Source organism: Desulfolutivibrio sulfodismutans DSM 3696 (assembly GCF_013376455.1).
Classification (GTDB): Bacteria; Desulfobacterota; Desulfovibrionia; order Desulfovibrionales; family Desulfovibrionaceae; genus Desulfolutivibrio; species Desulfolutivibrio sulfodismutans.
Genome location: NZ_CP045504.1, coordinates 117,211 through 137,278 on the forward strand (window position 1 = coordinate 117,211; position 20,068 = coordinate 137,278).

At 64.2% G+C, this 20,068-nt stretch carries 20 protein-coding genes; 11 read left to right on the forward strand and 9 right to left on the reverse strand.

Going from position 1 to position 20,068, the window contains the following annotated elements:
- The 7 genes from gatC (at position 1) to GD606_RS00515 (ending at position 4,592) form a co-directional block, all read left to right on the forward strand.
- Positions 1-285 (forward strand): Asp-tRNA(Asn)/Glu-tRNA(Gln) amidotransferase subunit GatC, encoded by a 285-nt coding sequence (gene gatC / locus GD606_RS00485; protein ID WP_163303749.1) that lies wholly within the window; start codon positions 1-3, stop codon positions 283-285.
- A gap of 12 nt (positions 286-297) precedes the next feature.
- Entirely contained in the window at positions 298-1,776 is a 1,479-nt protein-coding gene (gene gatA / locus GD606_RS00490; RefSeq protein ID WP_163303748.1) for an Asp-tRNA(Asn)/Glu-tRNA(Gln) amidotransferase subunit GatA, read from the forward strand.
- 10 nt (positions 1,777-1,786) lie between these two features.
- On the forward strand, positions 1,787-2,848 hold the full coding sequence (locus GD606_RS00495) for a tRNA-specific 2-thiouridylase (RefSeq protein WP_163303747.1): 1,062 nt from the start codon (positions 1,787-1,789) through the stop codon (positions 2,846-2,848).
- A gap of 121 nt (positions 2,849-2,969) precedes the next feature.
- Entirely contained in the window at positions 2,970-3,173 is a 204-nt protein-coding gene (locus GD606_RS00500) for a hypothetical protein (RefSeq protein ID WP_163303746.1), read from the forward strand.
- A gap of 122 nt (positions 3,174-3,295) precedes the next feature.
- On the forward strand, positions 3,296-3,733 hold the full coding sequence (locus GD606_RS00505) for an RrF2 family transcriptional regulator (RefSeq protein ID WP_163303745.1): 438 nt from the start codon (positions 3,296-3,298) through the stop codon (positions 3,731-3,733).
- A gap of 127 nt (positions 3,734-3,860) precedes the next feature.
- On the forward strand, positions 3,861-4,196 hold the full coding sequence (locus GD606_RS00510; protein ID WP_163303744.1) for a hypothetical protein: 336 nt from the start codon (positions 3,861-3,863) through the stop codon (positions 4,194-4,196).
- A gap of 219 nt (positions 4,197-4,415) precedes the next feature.
- Positions 4,416-4,592 carry a hypothetical protein gene (locus GD606_RS00515; protein ID WP_163303743.1) on the forward strand — a complete coding sequence of 59 codons (177 nt, stop codon included), beginning with the start codon at positions 4,416-4,418 and terminating at the stop codon, positions 4,590-4,592.
- A 143-nt stretch (positions 4,593-4,735) separates the two neighbouring features.
- Here GD606_RS00515 and gpmA read toward each other — a convergent pair whose 3' ends face one another.
- Together gpmA and thiC are read right to left on the reverse strand one after the other, a co-directional pair.
- A complete protein-coding gene (gpmA, locus tag GD606_RS00520; protein ID WP_163303742.1) occupies positions 4,736-5,485 on the reverse strand; it encodes a 2,3-diphosphoglycerate-dependent phosphoglycerate mutase in 750 nt (249 codons plus the stop codon).
- A 276-nt stretch (positions 5,486-5,761) separates the two neighbouring features.
- Entirely contained in the window at positions 5,762-7,075 is a 1,314-nt protein-coding gene (gene thiC / locus GD606_RS00525; protein WP_163303358.1) for a phosphomethylpyrimidine synthase ThiC, read from the reverse strand.
- 215 nt (positions 7,076-7,290) lie between these two features.
- On the opposite strand from thiC, the gene GD606_RS00530 reads away from it, so the two are divergent.
- The 4 genes from GD606_RS00530 (at position 7,291) to GD606_RS00545 (ending at position 13,043) form a co-directional block, all read left to right on the forward strand.
- Positions 7,291-7,995 (forward strand): CerR family C-terminal domain-containing protein, encoded by a 705-nt coding sequence (locus tag GD606_RS00530; protein WP_163303357.1) that lies wholly within the window; start codon positions 7,291-7,293, stop codon positions 7,993-7,995.
- Positions 7,996-8,109: 114 nt separating this feature from the next.
- Positions 8,110-9,252: an efflux RND transporter periplasmic adaptor subunit gene (locus GD606_RS00535; protein WP_246299119.1), complete on the forward strand. Its 1,143-nt coding sequence runs from the start codon at positions 8,110-8,112 to the stop codon at positions 9,250-9,252.
- On the forward strand, positions 9,249-12,362 hold the full coding sequence (locus GD606_RS00540) for an efflux RND transporter permease subunit (RefSeq protein WP_163303355.1): 3,114 nt from the start codon (positions 9,249-9,251) through the stop codon (positions 12,360-12,362). Before GD606_RS00535 ends, GD606_RS00540 begins: the two co-directional genes overlap by 4 nt.
- Before the next feature lie 327 nt (positions 12,363-12,689).
- Positions 12,690-13,043: a hypothetical protein gene (locus tag GD606_RS00545; RefSeq protein WP_163303354.1), complete on the forward strand. Its 354-nt coding sequence runs from the start codon at positions 12,690-12,692 to the stop codon at positions 13,041-13,043.
- Between the two features lie 196 nt (positions 13,044-13,239).
- Here the strand turns inward: GD606_RS00545 and GD606_RS00550 are convergent, their stop codons facing one another.
- The 7 genes from GD606_RS00550 to GD606_RS00580 all read right to left on the reverse strand — a co-directional run bounded on the left by GD606_RS00550 (position 13,240) and on the right by GD606_RS00580 (position 19,924).
- The gene (locus GD606_RS00550) at positions 13,240-14,022 is read right to left on the reverse strand and encodes a bestrophin-like domain (protein ID WP_163303353.1); all 783 of its coding nucleotides are present in this window, start codon (positions 14,020-14,022) and stop codon (positions 13,240-13,242) included.
- Positions 14,023-14,082: 60 nt separating this feature from the next.
- Complete coding sequence (locus GD606_RS00555) at positions 14,083-15,228, reverse strand: ABC transporter substrate-binding protein (protein WP_163303352.1); 1,146 nt, start codon at positions 15,226-15,228, stop codon at positions 14,083-14,085.
- Between the two features lie 319 nt (positions 15,229-15,547).
- Positions 15,548-16,288, reverse strand: coding sequence for an amino acid ABC transporter ATP-binding protein (locus tag GD606_RS00560; RefSeq protein ID WP_163303351.1), 741 nt, complete (start codon positions 16,286-16,288; stop codon positions 15,548-15,550).
- Entirely contained in the window at positions 16,275-17,084 is an 810-nt protein-coding gene (locus tag GD606_RS00565) for an amino acid ABC transporter permease (RefSeq protein ID WP_163303350.1), read from the reverse strand. The genes GD606_RS00560 and GD606_RS00565 overlap by 14 nt, the downstream gene beginning before the upstream one ends.
- Positions 17,085-17,193: 109 nt before the next feature.
- Positions 17,194-17,928, reverse strand: a complete 735-nt coding sequence (locus tag GD606_RS00570; RefSeq protein WP_163303349.1) for a basic amino acid ABC transporter substrate-binding protein — start codon at positions 17,926-17,928, stop codon at positions 17,194-17,196.
- Between the two features lie 167 nt (positions 17,929-18,095).
- Positions 18,096-19,223, reverse strand: coding sequence for an aminotransferase class I/II-fold pyridoxal phosphate-dependent enzyme (locus GD606_RS00575; RefSeq protein ID WP_163303348.1), 1,128 nt, complete (start codon positions 19,221-19,223; stop codon positions 18,096-18,098).
- Positions 19,224-19,312: 89 nt separating this feature from the next.
- Positions 19,313-19,924: a hypothetical protein gene (locus GD606_RS00580; protein WP_163303347.1), complete on the reverse strand. Its 612-nt coding sequence runs from the start codon at positions 19,922-19,924 to the stop codon at positions 19,313-19,315.
- Positions 19,925-20,068 lie beyond the last annotated feature (144 nt).

The window sequence follows — 20,068 nt, forward strand, 5'->3', positions numbered from 1 at the left end:
ATGGACGTTTCCCCCGAACTCGCGGCGAAAATCGCCACCCTGGCCAGACTGCGCCTGGATGCGGACAAACTCGAACGCTTTGCCGGACAGATGGGCGACATCCTGAAGTATATGGAGACCCTCGCCGCCGTGGACACCACGGGCGTCGAGCCTCTTTACGGCCCCGTGGCGCACGTCTCGCCCACCCGGCCCGATGAGGCGGTGCGTACCTGTTCCCGCGACGAGGTGCTGCATAACGCCCCGGAAACCGACGGCCGGTTTTTCATCGTGCCCAAAATCGTCTAGAGGATGCCGTCCATGAGTCACGATCTGTGTTCCCTGTCTTTGACCGCCGTGCGCGACCTACTGCGCAGCGGCGAGATCACGGCGACGGCCGCCGTCACGGCCTGCCTGGCCCGCATTGAGGCCACGGAGCCCAAGCTCCATGCCGTGCTGCACCTGGCCGGCGAGGCCGCCCTGGCCGAGGCCGCCCGCCTGGACGCGGCGGGCCCGGACCCGGACAAACGCCTGTGGGGCGTTCCGGTCCTGGTCAAGGACGCCATCTGCACCAAGGGCCTGCCCACCACCTGCGGCTCGAAGATCCTGGAAAATTTCGTTCCCTTCTACGACGCCACGGCCGTGGCCGGGCTCAAGGCGGCGGGCGCGGTGATCCTTGGCAAGGCCAACATGGACGAGTTCGCCATGGGCTCGTCCACGGAGAATTCCGCCTACCAGACCACGGCCAACCCCTGGGACGCCACCAAGGTTCCCGGCGGCTCCAGCGGCGGTTCCGCCGCCGCCGTCAGTTCCGGCCAGTGCTTTGGGGCGCTGGGCACGGACACGGGTGGCTCCATCCGCCAGCCCGCATCCTTTTGCGGCATTGTCGGCATAAAGCCCACCTACGGCCGGGTGTCGCGCTACGGACTGGTGGCCTACGGCTCCAGCCTGGACCAGATCGGCCCCATGACCCGCAGCGTGGAAGACTGCGCGGCCATGCTCACGGCCATCGCCGGGCATGACGCCAAAGATTCCACCAGCGCCCCCCGGGATGTGCCGGACTACGAGGCGGACCTAGCCGCCTGGGCGAAACAGGGCGACCTCAAAGGGGTGCGCCTGGGGCTTCCCGACGAATACTGGGGGCAAGGCGTGGACGCCGAGGTTTTGGACTGCTGCCGGGCGGCCGTGGATGCGGCCAGGGGGCTTGGGGCCGAGGTGGTGCGGGTGTCCCTGCCGCATACCCCGTACGCCGTGGCCACCTATTATATCGTGGCCATGGCTGAGGCCAGCTCCAACCTGGCCCGGTTCGACGGGGTGCGCTACGGATTTCGCGACGCCGCAGCCACGGATCTGGCCGGGCTCTACGAACTGTCCCGGGCCAAGGGGTTCGGTCCCGAGGTGCAGCGGCGCATCGTCATCGGCACGTATGTGCTCTCGGCCGGATACTACGACGCCTATTACCGCAAGGCGGCCCAGGTCAGACGCCTCATCCGCCAGGATTTCCTCGACGCCTTCGCCTCCTGCGACGTGATTGTCGGCCCGACCTCGCCGTTTACGGCCTTTGGCATCGCCGAGAAGACCGAAGATCCCTTGCAGATGTATTTGAGCGACATCTTCACCATCTCGCTCAATCTGGCGGGCCTGCCGGGCATGTCCATCCCTGTGGGGCTTGGGGCTCAAAGCGGGATGCCGGTGGGGCTCCAGCTTTTCGGCCCGGCCTTCGACGAGACGCGCCTTCTGTGCACGGCCAAGGCCGTGATGGATGCGGTCAGGCCGCCCATGGCCCCGGCGGGGGTGTAAGCAAAGCGCCATGCCCATCGCCGTGGCCGTAAGCGGCGGAACCGACAGCCTCATGGCCCTGGCCCTGCTTCGTGAGGCGGGACACGCGGTCATGGCCGTGCATGCCCGGTTTCTGCCGCGCCGGAACGACGGCCTCCCCGACGACTCGGATCGCGCCGCCCAGGGCCTGGCCGCCCTGTGCGACCGTCTGGGGCTGCCTTTTTTCGATCTTGATGTGCGCGCCGACTTCGAGGCCGCCGTCATCGCCCCCTTTGTGGCGGCGTTCGCCTCAGGCCACACCCCCAATCCGTGCAGCCAGTGCAACCCGCGCCTGAAATTTGGCGTGTTGGCCGAACGTGCCCGCAGCCTTGGCGCGAGGCGTCTGGCCACAGGCCACTACGCCCGTCTTGAAGTCTCCGCTGAAGGCGGGGTCCGTTTGTTTCCGGCCGCAGACCACACCCGCGACCAGAGCTATTTCCTGGCCCTGGTCCCGCCGCATGATCTGGCCCGGACGGTTTTTCCCCTGTCCGGGCGCCTCAAGAGCCATCTGGCCGCCGAACTGGCCGCGCGCGGCCTTACGCCGCCTTTGCCGCGCGAGAGCCGGGAGGTGTGTTTCATCCCTGGCGACGACTACCGGGCCTTTCTGCTTTCCCGCCACGTCGCGCTTTCCGGGCCGGGGCCGATCCTTCTGGCCGACGGACGGGAGGTGGGCCGACATGCGGGCCTGTGGCGGCATACCGTGGGGCAGCGGCGGGGCCTTGGCGTCTCCTTCCGCGAGCCTCTGTACGTCCTGGCCCGGGATGTGGCGAGAAACGCCCTGGTGGTCGGCGTCCGGGCCGAACTCGACGCCACGGGCTGCCAGGCCCGAGATGTCAATTTTCTGGCTGACGCGGCGGTCTGGCCCGAACAGCTTCTGGTGCAGACCTGTTACCGGCAGCGGCCTCGCCCGGCCAGGGTCACGGTCGTCCGGGGCCCGGATGGGGACGTTCTGGACGTGTCCTTCGCCGCCCCCGCGCCGCGCCCGGCGCCTGGGCAGACCCTGGTGGTGCGCGATGCTGCGGGCATGGTCCTGGCCGGGGCCGTCCTCATGTGACGCGGCCACGGCCGCCTTGGCGTGACGGGGCCAGCGGAGGCCCCCGCCGCCTGCCTCTCCCGGCACGATTCGTGAAAAGCGCCTGTGCGTTGGGGAGAACAACAACACAGGGAGGCGTGACATGAAACGGATGTGCCAGTTGTGCGGGGAGGTCGTTTCGGAGATGGATTTTTATGTCGTGGCGGCCGGAGCGGTGGTGTGCAGCAGTTGCATCGTGGCCCGTGGGGTGCGGGTGTGCCGCGCGCATCCAGGACAGGAGACGGCGGAAAATCCGGCCCTGGGGCGGGAGGGATACGGCCGCATGGCGGTGAGCCGGGCCGGATAGCAGACGGGAAGTGCCTGTCTGGTCATTGTTTTTTGGAGTGGTCCCTTGCCCTTCGCCGGGATTTTTGGAATTATACTTTTGTCGTCGGAATTGGCGACCACCTTTTTCCCGGGGAACCCTCCATGCAACTAACCACACGGAGCCGCTACGGACTGCGCATGCTGCTCGACATTGCCATCAACGGCGGCAGCGGCCCCGTCCGCATCCAGGACATCGCCCAGCGACGCAAGATTTCCGTCAAGTATCTGGAACAGCTTATCCGGGAGCTCAAAAAGGGCGGGTTCATCCACAGCAAGCGCGGACCCAAGGGGGGCCATGTCCTGGCCCTGCCGCCCGGTGAGATCAAGATCGGCGATGTGGTGCGCATCCTGGAGGGACACCCGGCGCTCACGGAATGCGTCAGCGACGAGACGGTCTGTCCCATCTCTTCGGATTGCGTGGCCCGGCGTATCTGGGAGCGGGCCACGCAGTCGGTCTTCCGTGAACTCGACTCCATCTCCCTGGCCGACATGCTGGGTCAGGCCAGACAGTGCGCGGTGACGGGATTTCCCTGTTGTTGAGACCATGTCTCTGCCGCGCGGCCCGGAAAGAGCGAGCATGATGCCGTCACGTTCCGTTTCATCCCCATGTCACGCGGCCCGCGCCGCCGCTCGCCTGAAGAGCCTGTGGAAAACGGGCGGCCCGGCCGTGTTTCTGGCTATGGCCCTCGTGGTCCTTCTTCTCGGTGAGATACCCTGCGCGGGATTTCGGGCGGACGCCTCGGACTCCCTTTTGGTCGTCGGCGCACAGGCCGCCGCCATCGCCGGTTGCCGGGCCGTCGCGGCCCCCGGGGCGCGTCTGCCGCACGGCATCCCCGATACGCCGTTTTTTCCCGGCGGCCTCCCGGCCGCCTCGGTTCCGGCCGGGTTTTTGCTCCGGTTCCCCGCGCCCGACAAGACGAATTCTCCCACGGATGGCGAATACGCCTTCACCCGGACGCGCCTGCGGACCCTCTCGCCTCTGTGCCGCATCGCCTGCGGATAGCCTTCTCCCTCCTGTCTCCTCGCATAACGCCGTGTTTGGGCCTTCCCCCGGGTGGTTCGGGATCCTTTGCCCGTGTCGCAGGGATCAACCGGGCCGTGGGAAGACGCGGCAGCGGGACGGCCTCGTTGTGGAACAGGCATCCCCGGCCTCGGAAACGAGGTCCGGGCGCATGCCAAAGCCATCATGCAGAACGACAGCATTTACGGAGGGGCTTACGCCATGAAACTGGTCATTGTTTCCACCATACTGTTTTTCGTGTTCATCATTTGTTTTGAGGCCGAACGATTCGGCCTCGCCTACGTGTCGCTGGGGGCCAGCCTCCTTGCGGGCTGCCTGGCGGTCTTTTTCGGCAACAAAAAGGCCAAGGTCAGGGAGAAGGAGACGAACGCGCCGTAAGCGGAGGGAGGATGGATGCGGCCCGGGAGTTCGATGCCGCGTTCCCGTCGTGCCCGATGTGGCGCAAGGAATGGGGGCTTCCCTTTCGAGAAGCCCCCATGGGGGCCGTTCCGGGTCCGCCCCGTCTGTCCGGGGGGGCAGGTTTATTTTTTGGCCTTGGCTTGGTCGGCCACGGCCTGGATGCTCCTGGCGATGGCCTCGGGGTCGCCCAGGTAGAAGTGGCGCACAGGCCGAAGTTCCGTGTCCAGTTCGTAGACCAGGGGCACTCCGGTTGGGATGTTCAGGCCCGCGATGTCCGCGTCGCTTATGCCGTCCAGGTACTTCACCATGGCCCGGATGGAGTTGCCGTGGGCTGCAATCAAGAGCCGCTGTCCGGCCCGGATGCGCGGGGCCACTTCGCCTTCCCAGTAGGGCATGACCCGGGCCACCGTATCCTTCAGGCATTCCGTCAGCGGCAGCTCCGCCTCGGTCAGGCCCGCATATCTCCGGTCCCGGCCCGGATGCCGGGGGTCGTCCGGCGTGAGCGCCGGGGGCGGCACGTCGTAGCTGCGCCGCCAGGAAAATACCTGGGCCTCGCCGAACTTCTCGGTCATCTCGGCCTTGTTTAAGCCCTGCAATGCCCCATAATGCCGCTCGTTCAAGCGCCAGGACTTTGCCACCGGCAGCCACATGCGGTCCATGCCCTCCAGCACGATGTCCAGCGTCTTTATCGCGCGTTTTAACACCGACGTCAGGCAGGCGTCGAAATCATACCCCCCGGCCAGCAAAAGCTCAGCCGCGCTTGCCGCCTCGGCCTCGCCCTGAGGCGTCAAGCCCACGTCCGTCCAGCCCGTGAACCGGTTCTCCAGGTTCCACTCACTCTGCCCATGCCTCACCAGCACCAGCGTATGCATATCGCCTCCTCTGCGTCGGGGCGGCAGCCCCGCCCTGTGTCGGGGCTGCCGCCCCGTACCCCGCCCGGGGGAAATCATTTCCCCCGGACCCCCTGACTCCGGCCGGATTGTCCCGGCGCGCCGCGCCGGGACAATCCGGCCGGAAATCCAGGTGGTTAGGCGGGAATGCGTCCTCCCGAGCGCGGACGCGAAGCGCGACGAAGTTTTTGGGAAGGGGGTCCAGGGGGGAACCTTTTTTTCAAAAAAGGTTCCCCCCCTGGCCGCCGGAGGCCGCCTCTATCCTTTCTTGCCGCCCCGTGCGGGCACGGGCGCGTCGTCGATGCCGGTGACCATGCGGATGGCGCAGAACGTACCGCACATGGCGCATTCGCGTTCATCGCGGTGGTGTTCCCGGCGTTTGTGCAGCATCTGGGGATCGATGGCCACCTGGGCCATGGCCTCCCAGTCGAGTTTGGCCCGGGCCTCGGAGATGGCCCGGTCGCGGGCCACAGCGTGGGGGCGCCCCAGGGCCGTTTCGGCGCTTTGGGCGGCCACCAGGCTGGCCTTGACCCCGGCCCACACGTCCTCGGGGCCGGGCAGGGTCAGGTGTTCGGCCGGGGTCAGGTAACAGAGAAAATCCGCGCCGTAGGTCGCGGCCAAGGCCCCGCCGATGGCCCCGGCGATGTGGTCGTAGCCCGGGGCGCAGTCCGTGGTCAGGGGCCCCAGGACGTAGAGCGGGGCATGGTGGGTCAGGCGCTTGATGCCCTCGATCTGGGACTGGACAAGGTGCAGCGGCACATGTCCCGGGCCTTCGATCATGATCTGCACCCCGCGTTCCCAGGCCCGAAGCGTCAGTTCGCCCAGGGTGACCACCTCTTCCCACTGGGCTCCGTCCCCGGCGTCGGCCCCGGCCCCGGGCCGCAGGCCGTCTCCAAGGCTTATGGTCACGTTGTGTCGCAGGCAGATGTCGAGCACGTCGTCAAAGCGTTCCAGAAGCGGATTTTCCGCGCCCCGGCGTTTCATCCACCGGGCCAGGATGGAGCCGCCCCGGGACACGATTCCCAGCACCCGGCGGCCTCCCTGGGCCATGGCTGCGCCCCGGGCCGTGACCCCGCAGTGCAGGGTCATGAAGTCCACGCCTTCTTCGGCCTGGCGGGCGATTTCCTCCAGGAATTCCTCCACGGAAAAGTCGCTGGGGTCTTGGCCCCGGGCGACGTATTTTTGGGCCAGTCCATACAGCGGCACTGTGCCGATGGGCAGTTCCGAAGCGGCGATGATCTCCTTGCGGATGGCGTGCAGATCCCCGGCCGTGGACAGATCCATGACCGTGTGCGCCCCGGCCTTTTGGGCCAGCCGGAGTTTTTGCATCTCCATCTTGACGTCGTTGATCAAAACCGAGGTGCCGATATTGGCGTTGACCTTGATCGTGGCAGGCTGTCCTACCACGGTGGGGATGACGCATAGATGGGCCGGATTGGCCAGAAGCACCATGCGCCCGGCGTCGATGCCGCCGGTCAGGGCGGCTACGTCGAGGCGTTCCGCCGTGGCCAGTGCGGCGGCATGGGTTGCAAGGAGTTGGGAAAGCGCCGTGTTTTTGCCGAGAATGCCCATGGGTGTGTGTTCCTTTTGGCTGAGGTGTTCCTTGCTCGGTTCCTAGCACGTCCCGAAATGAAGCTCAAAGGGGTTGCGCGCCCTTGGGTCCGTTTGGGGCTGAAAAGACGTGGCCGTGAGGTTTTCGCGTGTCCCGGCCGAAGGGATGAGTTGACATCACGAACGCCTGCCCATAAACATTCGTTTCAAACATTTGTTTGACGGAAGGAGACGGCATGAGCGACAGCGGCAACGGCGAAGAAACGCGGATTCGGCTTCTGCACGCGGCAGGGGACATCTTTTCGAAGAAAGGCTACCAAGCCGCCACCATCCGGGACATCTGCCGCAAGGCCAAGGCCAACGTGGCCGCCGTGCATTACCATTTCGGCAGCAAGGAGCGGCTCTACGACGCCGTGTTGCGCCATGCCCACGAAGAGGCCCTGCGCCGCTATCCCATCGATTCGGGCGTGTCGGAGGCAAGCCCTCCCCGGGAGCGCCTTTCGGCCTACGTCCGGGCTTTGCTTTTACGCATGCTCTGCAAGGGCGAGAATTCCTGGCACAGCGCGCTCATGGCCAGGGAGCTGTCCGAGCCCACACCCATGCTGGGACGCTTCGTGGACCGCTCCATCATGCCCCGGGTGGAAAAACTGCGTGAGATCGTAAGCGACATCCTGGGCTCGGGGGCCGATCCGGCCCTGGTCGCCCTGTGCGTGCAGAGCATTGTGGGCCAATGTCGCAATTATGCCGTGGCGCGGCCCATCCTGACCCGGATCTTTCCCGACCTGACCTACGACGAAACCGGCATTTCCCGCCTGGCAGAGCATATCGTCCGTTTCTCCCTGGCGGGCATGGCCCATTATCATGACCGGCAAGAGGATGGGCTTGGCCCCGATGCTGGCCATGCCGCCCCGTCTCATTCTGAAAACCACATGCGGCAGTAACACCCAAAACCACCCTGGAGAAGACTCTTGTCGACACGCGCCCAAAATACGCGCGCCCGGATACGCGGCGCTTTGTCGTTTCGGTCCCCCGTCCTGAGGGGCATGTTCGTGGCGATGCTTGCGCTTGCCGCGTGGTCCTGTAACGGCGGGGACAAGGCCGCCGGGCCGAAGGCCGCCCGGGCCGTCCCGGTGGCCGTGGCCACGGCCGTGAAAAAAACCGTCCCCGTGAACATCCAGGCCGTGGGCAATGTGGAATCCATGGCCTCGGTGTCGGTCAAGACCCAGGTGGGCGGACTGATCATGGAGCAATACGTTGTCGACGGCCAGGACGTGGCCGAGGGCGACAAGCTGTTTCTCATCGATCCGCGCCCCTTCGAACTGTCCCTGGCCGAGGCTGAGGCCAAGATCGAGCGGGATCGCGCCCTGTTGCAGAATGCCGAGGAGGATCTCGCCCGCTACGCCCGGCTCAAGGAAAAAGACGTCATTTCCAAGGAGTCCTACGACCACACCCTGGCCCAGGCCCGGACCCTGCGCGGCACCATCAAGGTCAGCGAGGCCGAGCGCGACCGGGCCAAGCTCGACCTGGAATACGCCCATGTACGCTCTCCCATCACCGGCCGGGTGGGGGCGATTTTGTTGCACAAGGGCAACGTCATCAAGGCCAACGATGACCGCGTGTTGGTGGTCATCAACCGCATCCGGCCCATCTACGTCTCGTTTTCCGTTCCCGAACGCTATCTGCCCGGGATCATGGCCCGCATGAAGGCCGGGCCGGTCACGGTCACGGCCCAGGCGGACGGGGAGGCGACGACAGAGACCGGGGTGCTTTCGGCCTTAAACAATACCGTGGACACCACCACCGGGGCCATCCGGCTCAAGGCGAGCTTCACCAATGCCGACGCCGCCCTGTGGCCCGGGCAGTTCGTACGGGTGACGATCGCCCTGGACCAGCGCCAGGGCGTGGTGGTGCCGACGCCCGCCGTGCAGGAGGGGCTGCGCGGCCCGTACCTGTATGTGGTCAAGCCCGACAACACCGTGGAACCGCGCGATCTGAAGATTTACGGCATTGTGGGCGGCGAGACCGTGCTCAACGAGGGCGTGGCCGACGGCGAGGTCGTGGTCACGGACGGGCAGTTGCGGTTGACCCCGGGGGCGGCGGTGGAGGCCAAGGGCGGCCCCGGAGCGGCCAAGGAGGCAGGGGCCGGGCCGACCGCCGCCAAGGCCGCTGAGACGCCCGGCAAGGAAGGCTCCAAATGAATCCTTCGGCCCTTTTCATCAACCGCCCGGTGACCACCACCCTGATCATGCTGGGGCTTTTGCTGTTCGGGATCATGGCCTACAACCGGCTGCCCGTCAGCGATCTGCCCAACGTGGATTTTCCCACCATCCAGGTCACGGCCAACCTGGCCGGGGCCAACCCCGAGACCATGGCCTCGGCCGTGGCCACGCCGCTGGAGAAGGAATTCTCCACCATCGCGGGCATCGATTCCATGACCTCGGCCAACAGCCTGGGGTCCAGCAAGATCACCCTGCAATTCTCCCTGGAACGCGACATCGACGCGGCGGCCCAGGACGTGCAGGCGGCCATCACCGCGGCCATGCGCCAACTGCCGTCGGACATGACCACGCCGCCCACCTACCGCAAGGTCAACCCGGCCGATCAGCCCATCCTGTACCTGGCCATTTCCTCGCCCACGCTGAGGCTGTCCGACGTCAACGAATACGCCGAGACCCTGATGGCCCAGCGCATCTCCATGGTCAACGGCGTGGCCCAGGTCATGGTCTACGGGTCGCGCAAATACGCCGTGCGCATCCAGCTCGATCCCGAGGCCCTGGCCTCGCGGCAGATTGGGGTGGACGAGGTGAATTCGGCCATCAAAAGCGGCAACGTGAACCTGCCCGTGGGCACCGTGGCCGGGCCCCAGCGCGAATACACCGTGCATTCCAGCGGCAAGCTCATGAACGCCGAGGCCTACGGACCCCTGGTGGTGGCCTGGCGCAACGGAGCGCCCGTGCGCCTAAACGAGGTGGCCAAGGTCTTCGACAGCGTGGAGCAGCCGCGCCGGGCCAACTGGTACAACTTCACCCCGGCCATGGTCCTGGCCATCCAGCGCCAGCCCGGCACCAATACCGTGGGCGTGGCCCAGGCCGTCAAGGATCTGTTGCCCGAGTTCCGCTCCCAGCTCCCGGCGGCGGTCAACCTGGACATCCTTTTCGACCGTTCGGACTCCATCAAGGATTCCGTGGGCGAGGTGAAGTTCACCCTGATGCTCACCGTGGGCCTGGTCATCATGGTCATCTTCCTGTTCCTGCGAAACCTCACGGCCACGCTCATCCCGAGTCTGGCCCTGCCCATGTCCGTGGTGGGAACCTTTGCGGTCATGTACCAGATGGGATTCAGCCTCAACAACATCTCGCTCATGGCCCTGACCCTGGCCGTGGGGTTTGTGGTGGACGACGCCATCGTCATGCTGGAAAACATCGTGCGCCACATGGAGCAGGGCAAGTCCCCGCTCCAGGCGGCCATGGACGGCTCCAAGGAAATCTTTTTCACCATCGTGTCCATGACCATCTCGCTTGCGGCGGTGTTTTTGCCGGTGTTGTTCATGGGCGGCGTGGTGGGGCGGCTGTTTCACGAGTTCGCGGTGACCATTTCCTCGGCCATCCTGATTTCGGGGTTCGTGTCCCTGACGTTGACCCCCATGCTGTGCAAGCTCATGCTCAAGCCCCACGGCCATGGGCAAAAGCACGGCCGATTCTACCGGCTCATGGAGAGCGTGTTCGAAGGCATGCGCCGCATCTACGAAAAAACCTTGCGGGCCACCATCAATCACAAGCTGCCGGTGCTGCTCTTCTCCTTTCTGCTGGTGGGGGCCTCGGTCTACCTGTTTCGCATCGTCCCCAAGGGCTTCGTGCCCAGCGAAGACAACGGCGGCCTCCAGGCCGTGGTGGAAGGGGAGCAGGGCATCGCCATCGAGGCCATGGTCGGACACCAGAAAAAGCTCATGGACGTGATTTCGAAGGATCCGTCCGTACAGGCCTTCATGTCCGTGGTGGGGGCCGGCGGACCCAACTCCGCCGGCAACACCGGTCGGCTCATGATCCGCCTCAAACCCCGGGACGAGCGCCCGGACCACGCCAACGAGGTCATGCAGCGCCTGCGCGGCAAGCTGTCCCAGGTGCCGGGGGTGCGGGTGTTTCTGCAGAACCCGCCGCCCATCAAGGTGGGAGGCATGGCCACCAAGGGCCAATACCAGCTCACCCTGCAAAGCCCCAACATCGAGGAACTGTACCGCGAGGGCTCGGTCCTGGAGGAGCGGTTGCGCGGGCTGCCCCTGCTTCAGGACGTCAACAGCGACCTGGAGATCAAAAATCCCCAGCTCAACGTGACCATCGACCGGGACAAGGCCTCGTCCCTGGGGATTTCCGCCTATCAGATCGAGGACGCCCTGGCCACGGCCTACGGCAACCGCGAGGTGTCCACCATCTACGCCTCCAACAGCACCTACAAGGTCATGGTGGAGCTTGATCCGAAATATCAGGCCAATCCCGACGCGTTGGCGCTGCTCTACGTGCGCTCCAAGGACGGCAAACTGGTGACCATGGACACCCTGGCCAGTTGGACGGTTGCAGCCGGTCCACTTTCCGTCAACCATTCCGGACAGTTGCCGTCCGTGACCTTGTCGTTTAACCTGCGTCCCGGGGTGTCTTTGGGCGACGCGGTGTCGACGGTGGAGGATGTGGCCCGCCAGACGTTGCCTGATGGCATCAGCACCGCGTTTCAGGGCGAGGCCCAGGCCTTCCAGAGTTCGTTTTCGGGGTTGTGGCTGCTTCTGGCCATGGCCATCGTGGTCATCTACATCGTGTTGGGCATCCTGTATGAGAGCTTCATCCACCCCTTCACCATCCTGTCGGGGCTGCCCTCGGCGGGCGTGGGGGCGCTTTTGACGCTCTACGTGTTCGGGGAGGATTTGAACATCTATGGGTTCGTGGGCATCATCATGCTGATCGGCATCGTCAAGAAAAACGCCATCATGATGATCGACTTCGCCCTTGAGGCCCAGCGGGCCGGAAAGCTCGACCCGGCCCAGGCCATTTTTGAAGGCGCGCTGGTGCGGTTTCGGCCGATCATGATGACCACCATGGCGGCGCTGATGGGCACGTTGCCCATTGCGCTCGGCATGGGGGCCGGGGCCGAGGCCCGGCGTCCCCTGGGCCTGGCGGTGGTGGGGGGGCTTGTGGTGTCGCAGCTTTTGACGCTGTACTTCACGCCGATCTACTACATCTACCTGGATCGGTTCCAGTCGTGGCTGGGGCGGCTTTTCGGGCGCAAGGCCAAGGCGAAGGAAGCCGAGGCGGCGGGGTAGGGCTGGCCGCACGAATGAATCGACGGGCAAAGCCCCCCGGGCGTGATCGCGTCCGGGGGGCTTTTTGCGACGAAGCGCCAGAAGAACGATCTGGCGCTAATTTTAGATCGTATGGAGCATCATTTCCCATCTTTGATCTTGAGGACATCCTTTACCTCTCCATGTCGCGTATGATAACTGCGACGACCAGAAAGGATTCGTGAGAACGTAAAGTTGCAAAGCGGTGGGTCTTTTTCGCTGAGTCCGGAGCTATGAATTTATATTCGGCACGATTTCTTGATATTATTAAATTGTGACGTATATTTTCCCCGTAGAAAGGGGATAGTCATGCGAAAATGTATCACATTGGTGTCTTTTCTGACGGTATTTTGCTTATCTATGGCAGCAAGAATATCCTTTGCTGGAGATATCAGAGGTGAATGGCGCATTCACTGGCCAAATAGAACTGTGAACAGCATGACACTGAAAGGGAATTTAGATGCGTTGTATGGCGTCTATATCGATGACGCGGGGAATTCATGCCTTGTGTTAGGATCTGGGGACAAACAGTCCGTCTCCTTTGTCATCCAGTGTGAGACATGGACGGCGAACTGCAAGGGAATGTTGTCGCCAGCGGATGTTCTCGAAGGTTCCTTCCATACCGATCTCGGGATGACCGGCAAATATCGGATGGTTCGATGATACGACAACAGGATATCTTTCAGCATATCCCCTCAGCCGGAAGGGCAACGATAGCGGGGGAGGCTGGGTATGGGGAGAGCCCATATCCTCAGGGCGCGACCATCCTCTCACCCCGCCACTTCACCCGCATTCCCTTTCCCCGCGCCCCGAGACTTTGGGGTACGCGGCCTTAATACCCGCCAGCGACAAAGACAAGTTACTTCATACCGGCTGTCGGCGCGGATTCCTCGATACGCTCCAGGGCCGTGGAGACGGCCTGGGGCGAAATGTTCACCGACCCTGAAAACGGGGTGTTGATGTCGTAGATGAAATACATGCACGACAGGATAGTGAAAATGGCGATGCTTTCCACGACGTGTTTTCGCATGCCGTTTTTTGCCCCTGTCGCATTCAGTTCCAGGCAGATCCCGACAAACCCGATGATCATGATGATCCACACCGGCGGATACAGATTCCCGGACAGGGACAAGGCCCGCGCCGCGCGCAGTTTCGAAGACAGCATCAGCGTCGTGCCGAGTTCGACATAGAGGGAATTGTCTTCCTTGTCTCCCGGCTTCAAGGCGCGGAAGGCATCCCAGACCGTGTCGAAATGCTGCTTCGAAATGGCGGACATGGCGTTTTCCTTGTCCATGGACGGCCACTCGTCCTGCACGATGCTTTCCAGATATGCCGCCACGGCATTGCGAAACCCGCTGGAGTCGTTAAAATTGCGGGAGATGTAGCTGGCGACGAGCAGGGCGTTGGCCTCTTCGGCGAGGTTCATCTTGGCGGTGTTGAACGTGCTCCACAGGGTCACGATGCAAAATCCGATGAAAAAAGCATAGATCGAGCCGAAAAGGGAAAAGATGGTTCCGCTGACGCTGCAGGCGGGTTTTCCTTCGGTAGCCCTGGCGACACGGTTTTTCAGGGCCAGATACATTGTGGGCACGGCAATGCTTATGCAGGCAATCGCGCCGAATGTGAGCAGATAATTGAGCATGGGCAGCCGTCCTTCCCGCACAAAACGTCGTTTTGCCTGACACGCGCCGCAACCGGGAGACTATCTGCCCGGCCGCCACACCTCTTTGACCGTATACGCCCCGCCCGTCACCGCGATGATCGACACGGCCTTTTTGGGCACGCCGCTTTTGCGGCTGTAATCGATCCTGCCGGTCACGCCCTCGAAATGCCGCGTGCCGCGGAGGGCCTGACGCAAGGTCTGGGTGTCGCCTTTTCCGGCCCGGCCGCAGGCATCGGCCACAAGCATCACGGCGTCGTAGCCCAGGGCGGCAAAGGCGCTCTCCGGCGCCACGCCGTATTCGGCCCGGTAGTCGGCGATGAATTGTTGCACCTTAGGACGGGCGTCGCCGCGAAAGGTGTGGGTGGAGAAATACACGCCATGGGCCAAATCCGGTCCCGGAACGGTCGCCACGAGTTCGGTGTCGAAGCCGTCGCCGGACAGGATGGGCAGCTTCAGACCGGCCTGGCGAATCTGCTTCACGATCACCCCGGCCTCGTCCGGCACGGCGGCCACAAACACCGCGTCGGGCTTTGGCTCGGCCTTTTGCAGGCGCTCGACCAGGGCCGAAAAGTCCCGGTCCCCGGCCTTGAATTCGTCCGTCAGGACCACCTCGCCGCCCTTGGCCCGGAAACGCTTCTCAAAATAGCGGGAAAGCGCCGTGGTGAAGTCCATGGACATGTCGGTCCACACGGCGACCCGCTTCAGGCCCAGATCCTCCCGGGCGTAGTCGGCGATGGCGTGGGCCTGGTCGTCGTCGCCGAAGGGAACCATGAAGAAATTCGCGCCCAGCCGTTTGGGCAGGTCAGGAAGCGTGGCCCCGGAGGTGATGAAGGGCACGCCTTTCTCCATGAAAAGCGGCGCGGCGGCCAGTACGAAATTCGTGTCGCCGTAGCCGATGCCCGCCGCCACGCCTGCGTCCAGGGCCTTCCCGGCCGCAGCGGCCGCCGCCTGCGGGTCGCTGGCGGTGTCGAAGACCACCAGTTCGATGGGCCTGCCGCCGACGCCGCCCTGGGCGTTCATGTGTTTGGCGGCCAGCTTCGCGCCGCGCAGGCCCGGGGTATCGATGGAGCTCATGCCGCCGGTTGTGTTGTACAGGGCGGCGACCTTTATGGGGGCGGCCGCCGCGGCACAGTGGGCGATGAGACAGAGGGCGCAGGCCAGAAGCGGGATACGCGCGATGGGCATGAGGCTCTCCTTGGTGTGGCGATTGCGGGGATATGTTCCCGCCGCCCTTTATCATACGGCCTGGGGAACGGGAATATCCCTGTGACGCCTGCGGTGTCATCCAGCCTGGGATTCCAGAGGGATGTTCCTCGCGGAATGGCCCTGGCGCCTGATCGCGACCGGCTTGGCCTGCGCCGCGGACGTCACATTCGGAAGCCCCAGAGGCCGGGCCATGATGTCGGAGCTCCTCTGATGACCAGTAAAACAAACCCCCCCTCCCGGCGAACCGGAAGGGGGGATGTGTACGGTGGAGACGGGACGCGGGAGCGCCCAGAACCCTCTAGAGGATCTGCTCCAGGAACTTCTGCGTGCGCGGATGCTCGGGTGCGGTGAAGAACTTGGCGGGCGGGGCTTCCTCCACGATGCGGCCGCCGTCCATGAAGATGATCCTGTCGGCCACCTCCCGGGCGAACCCCATTTCGTGGGTCACCACCACCATGGTCATGCCCTCCCGGGCCAGGGCGGCCATGACGTCCAAGACCTCGCCGATCATCTCCGGATCGAGCGCCGAGGTGGGTTCGTCGAAAAGCATGATTTTGGGGCTCATGGCCAGGGCCCGGGCGATGGCTACCCGCTGCTGCTGGCCGCCCGAGAGCTTCACCGGGAACACGTCGGCCTTGTCCGGGATGCCCACCTTCTCAAGCAGCCGCCGGGCCATGGCCTCGGCCTCGGCCACGGGCATTTTTTTGAGCTTTTGGGGGGCGATGGTCAGATTGCGCAGCACGGTCATGTGCGGGAAGAGGTTGAAGCTCTGAAAGACCATGCCCACTTCCATGCGCACCTTGTTGATGTCCACGCTTGGCGAATACAGGTCGAAGCCGTCCACCACGATGGACCCGGCGGTGATGCTTTCCAGGCGGTTGATGGTCCGAAGCAACGTGGACTTGCCCGAGCCGCTGGGGCCGATGATGACCACCTTTTCTCCGGGTTCGATGAAAAGGTCCACCTCGGACAGGGCCGCCACCGTGTCGAAATGCTTGCTGACGTTTTCGACGCGGATGATGGGGTTAGCGGGTGACATGGCGCGAAAGCCTCTCTTCCATGATGCTCACCAGTTTGGAGAGGATCAGGGTGATGATGAGATAGATGAGGGCCACCAGGGTGTAGGTCTCGAAGTACAAAAAGCTCTCCGAGGCGAATTCCCTTCCCCGGCGCAGGAGGTCGGAGACGGCCAGGATGGAGACCAGGGAGGTGTCCTTTAACAGCGCGATGAATTCGTTGCCGACCGGCGGCAGAATGGTCCGCCAGGCCTGGGGCAGGATCACGTAATACATGGTCTGCCAGCGGTTGAAGCCCAGGGAGCGGGCGGCCTCGGTCTGGCCGTGGGAGATGGACAGGATGCCCGCCCGGAACACCTCGCCCATGTAGGCCCCGTAACAGAAGCTCATGGCAACCACGGCGGCCACCATGTCCGGCACCTTCACGAACTGGCCCAGGGCGTAATAGATGTAGAACAGTTGGACCAGAAGCGGCACGCCGCGCACGATCTCCACATAGGTGGAGGCCACGAGGTTGATGACCTTGTTGCGCGAGATGCGCCCAAGTCCCGTCAAAAGCCCGATGACGATGGCCAAAAGGATGGAGAAGATGGTGACCTGGAAGGTGACCAGGATGCCGTCGGGCAGAAATTTGATCAGCCGCACATAGGGGGTGGGCCGGAAGATGAGCAGATAGGCCAGGGTGGCCACGGCGAAGAAAAAGGACAGCTTCCAGGCCGACACCAGCCCCCGGTCGCCCCGGGAGGGAATGGCCGCGCCGTCGCCGACTTCGATGACGACGGGTTTTATGTCCTGTGATCGTTTCTTGTCTTCGTTCATATCGCATGTCTTTTTGGTCGCGCGGCGGGGGAGACGCGGCGCGTCTGGCGAATCACGTGAGAAGGCGCGCCGCTCTCCATGGAAAGCGGCGCGCCCAGGCGGCCTGCGTTTACTGGCCGATCCACTTCTTCTGGAGTTCCTTGTCGATGCCCTTGTCCTGGACGGCCTTGATGCCCTTGTTCACCAGGTCGAGCACTTCCTTGTTCCCCTTCTTCATGGCGATGCCGTAGAACTCGTCGCCAGCCTCGATGATCGTGGCGATCTTCAGGGCGTTCTTGTACTTGTCGTTTTGCAGGGCGTACTGGGCGGCGACGGGGTCGTCACACACCACGCCGTCGATGCGGCCGTTGAACAGATCCTCGAAGGCCAGGCCGACCTCGTCATAGGACTTGTCCTTGATGCCCTCGACCTTCTTGATGGCGAAGTGGCCGGTGGTGCTGATCTGGGCGCCCAGGGTCTTGCCCTTCATCTCCTCAATCTTCTTGACCGTGCTGTCCTTGGGGACCACCAGGGCCTGACGGACTTTGAAATAGGGGGTGGAGAAGTCCATGGCGTTTTTGCGCTCGTCGGTGATGGACACGGAGGAGCAGATGGCGTCGTAGTTTCCGGCGTCGAGACCGGCGAAGATGCCGTCCCAGGCCACGGCCTTGAACACCGGGGTGAATCCGGCTTCCTTGCCGGCGGCCTTCATATAGTCGACGGCGAAGCCGGTGATTTCCTTGTCGGGACCGACAAATTCCATGGGTGGCCAGGTGGCGTCCGTGGCGAACACGATGTCTTTGGCCAGGGCCGTGCCGGTCAGCAGCACGAGGGCCATCACGGTGAGCAGGGTCCGTTTGAACATGCGACTTTCTCCTTGCGGTTGGGGGGTTGCGGGATCGGTGCGGCCTGCCGGGCTATGCCGGAAAAATCCGTTTCTTTACGAAATCAGAAATATTTGTCCGAATCGTGGCAAAAAAACAAGTAAAAAAATCAATACAATCCGTAGGTCCGCCAAGATGTGTGGCTTTTTCACGAACCGGGCGACGCGGCGTCGTCAAGGAAGGCGTCCAGCACCGCCAGCCCCTCGATGAACCCCGCCCGGCCAAAGCCCAGGCGGAAATGGGAGGCGTAGGGGCCATAGACCCTGCCGGGCAGAAGCAGGGCCCCAGTGGCGTCGAGCAGGCGCTTGGCGAATGCCGCCGCATCGCCGCCGTCCGCCAGACGCGGGAAGGCGATGGGGCCTGCCTTGGGGGCGGCCCAGGTGAAACGATCCGCCCGGCGGGCCATGAACTCCCCGGCCGCCGCCAGATTGTCCAGTGTGATGGCGCGGGTCCGGGACAGCACGGCCTCCCGTTGGGATAGGGCCAAGGCGGCCAGAAATTCCGTGGCCGGGGAGCCGCAGATGCTGGTGTAATCCTTGACCCGGGCCATGCCCGCCAGCACCGGGGCGTTTTTGCTGGCCACCCAGCCCACCCGCAGGCCCGCCAGCCCGAAGGATTTGGACATGACCCCAAGGGACACGGCCGTGTCCGAGAGGTCGCAGGCGGCCGGAAGGCGGTCAGCCGGGTCGTATTCCAGGAAGCGGTACACCTCGTCGGAAAAAAGCACGGCCCCGGCGGCGTCGCACAGCCGTACGATCTCCCGGAAGGTGTCCTGGTCGGGCAGGGCCCCGGTGGGGTTGTGGGGAAAGTTGACGATCACGGCCCGGGTTTTTTCCGCAAGGGCCTTTTTCAGAAAGCCCAGGTCCGGTATCCAGCCATCCTCCTGACGTCCCGGCCATTCCAGCACCGAGGCCCCCAGGGCGGCGGGCACGTCGCGCAGGGAGCGGTAGCAGGGGGTCTGGACGATCACCCGGTCGCCGGGGGAGATGATGGCGCTGAAAAAGGTGAAAATGGCCTCTTCGGCCCCCACATGCACCAACAGGTCGTCCGGGGTCACGGCGGCGTAGAGCGGACATATGGCCTGTCGCAGGGAGGGGCCGCCCCGGGAATCGGCGTAGCCCATGGGCAAGGCGGCAAAGGCCTCGGCCGCGCCGTCGGAGAGCGACAGCAGTTCGGCCACGGTCAGAGGCTGGCAGTCCGAAACGCACATGAGGCGTTTGGCCGTGAATTCATGGACGGAAAAGTAGCGTTCCAGTTCAAAGGGCGGCAGGTTCATGGCAAACTCCCAGGCAAGGATGGCTTCGGCGCCACAGTGGGAAAGCCCCCCACGGCGACAGAGGCCGATACCCGGCTTTGCGTCAGGGATCAAGGGCTTTGTGCCCGCTCGCGGCCACTTTGCGGCGGCGGGCCGCTGCCCTGGCCGTTGTGCAGGAAAAAGGTCAGGACCGAACGCAGGACCACCTCGGAATGGGCGTTGAACGCGGCATGGGCCTTGGCCTCCGTGGTTCCCATGGCATAGGAGGTCACGGCGTAGAGGCGGTCGCCCCGGAGAAGAAAGGTCTGGTTGACGAATTGCTTGCGCACAGCCCCTTTGGCGTCGGCCACATCCCGCAGGTACAGGGCCTCGTAGGCCTGGCGGCCCTGGACCGTGGTGGTGCGGCATTCCACGCGGCGTCCCAGAAGCGTCTCCTCCACATAGGTCTTGATCTGCTCGCAGTTGACGAACTCGCTTTGGCTGGTGGCGAAGTCCGGGGGGCGCTGCCGCACGCAGACGTAGACCAGGCCGTTGTCCGGGCCTGTGGCCCCCAGGGAGGCCAGGCAGTCGCGGGTTTTCTCCTCGAAGGTCTTCCAGCCCGGGGGCAGGACGATGCTGAAGCCGTATTCCGTATTGGCGCTGCGCACGGGCGGGGGCAGCTCCTGTTCACGGCAGGCGGCCAGGGCGGCCAGGACGGCCACCGCGGCCAGGAGTGCGACCATGCCGTGGGTTGCACGCCATGAACGCGGCGGCTGCCCGGCCGACCGGGACGGATGACGGGATGCGGACATGCTCCATGTCTACCCCAACCCCGGCGAAAAGCAAAACCCGCACGGCCCGTGCATTCGGACGTTGCTGTGCCGTGG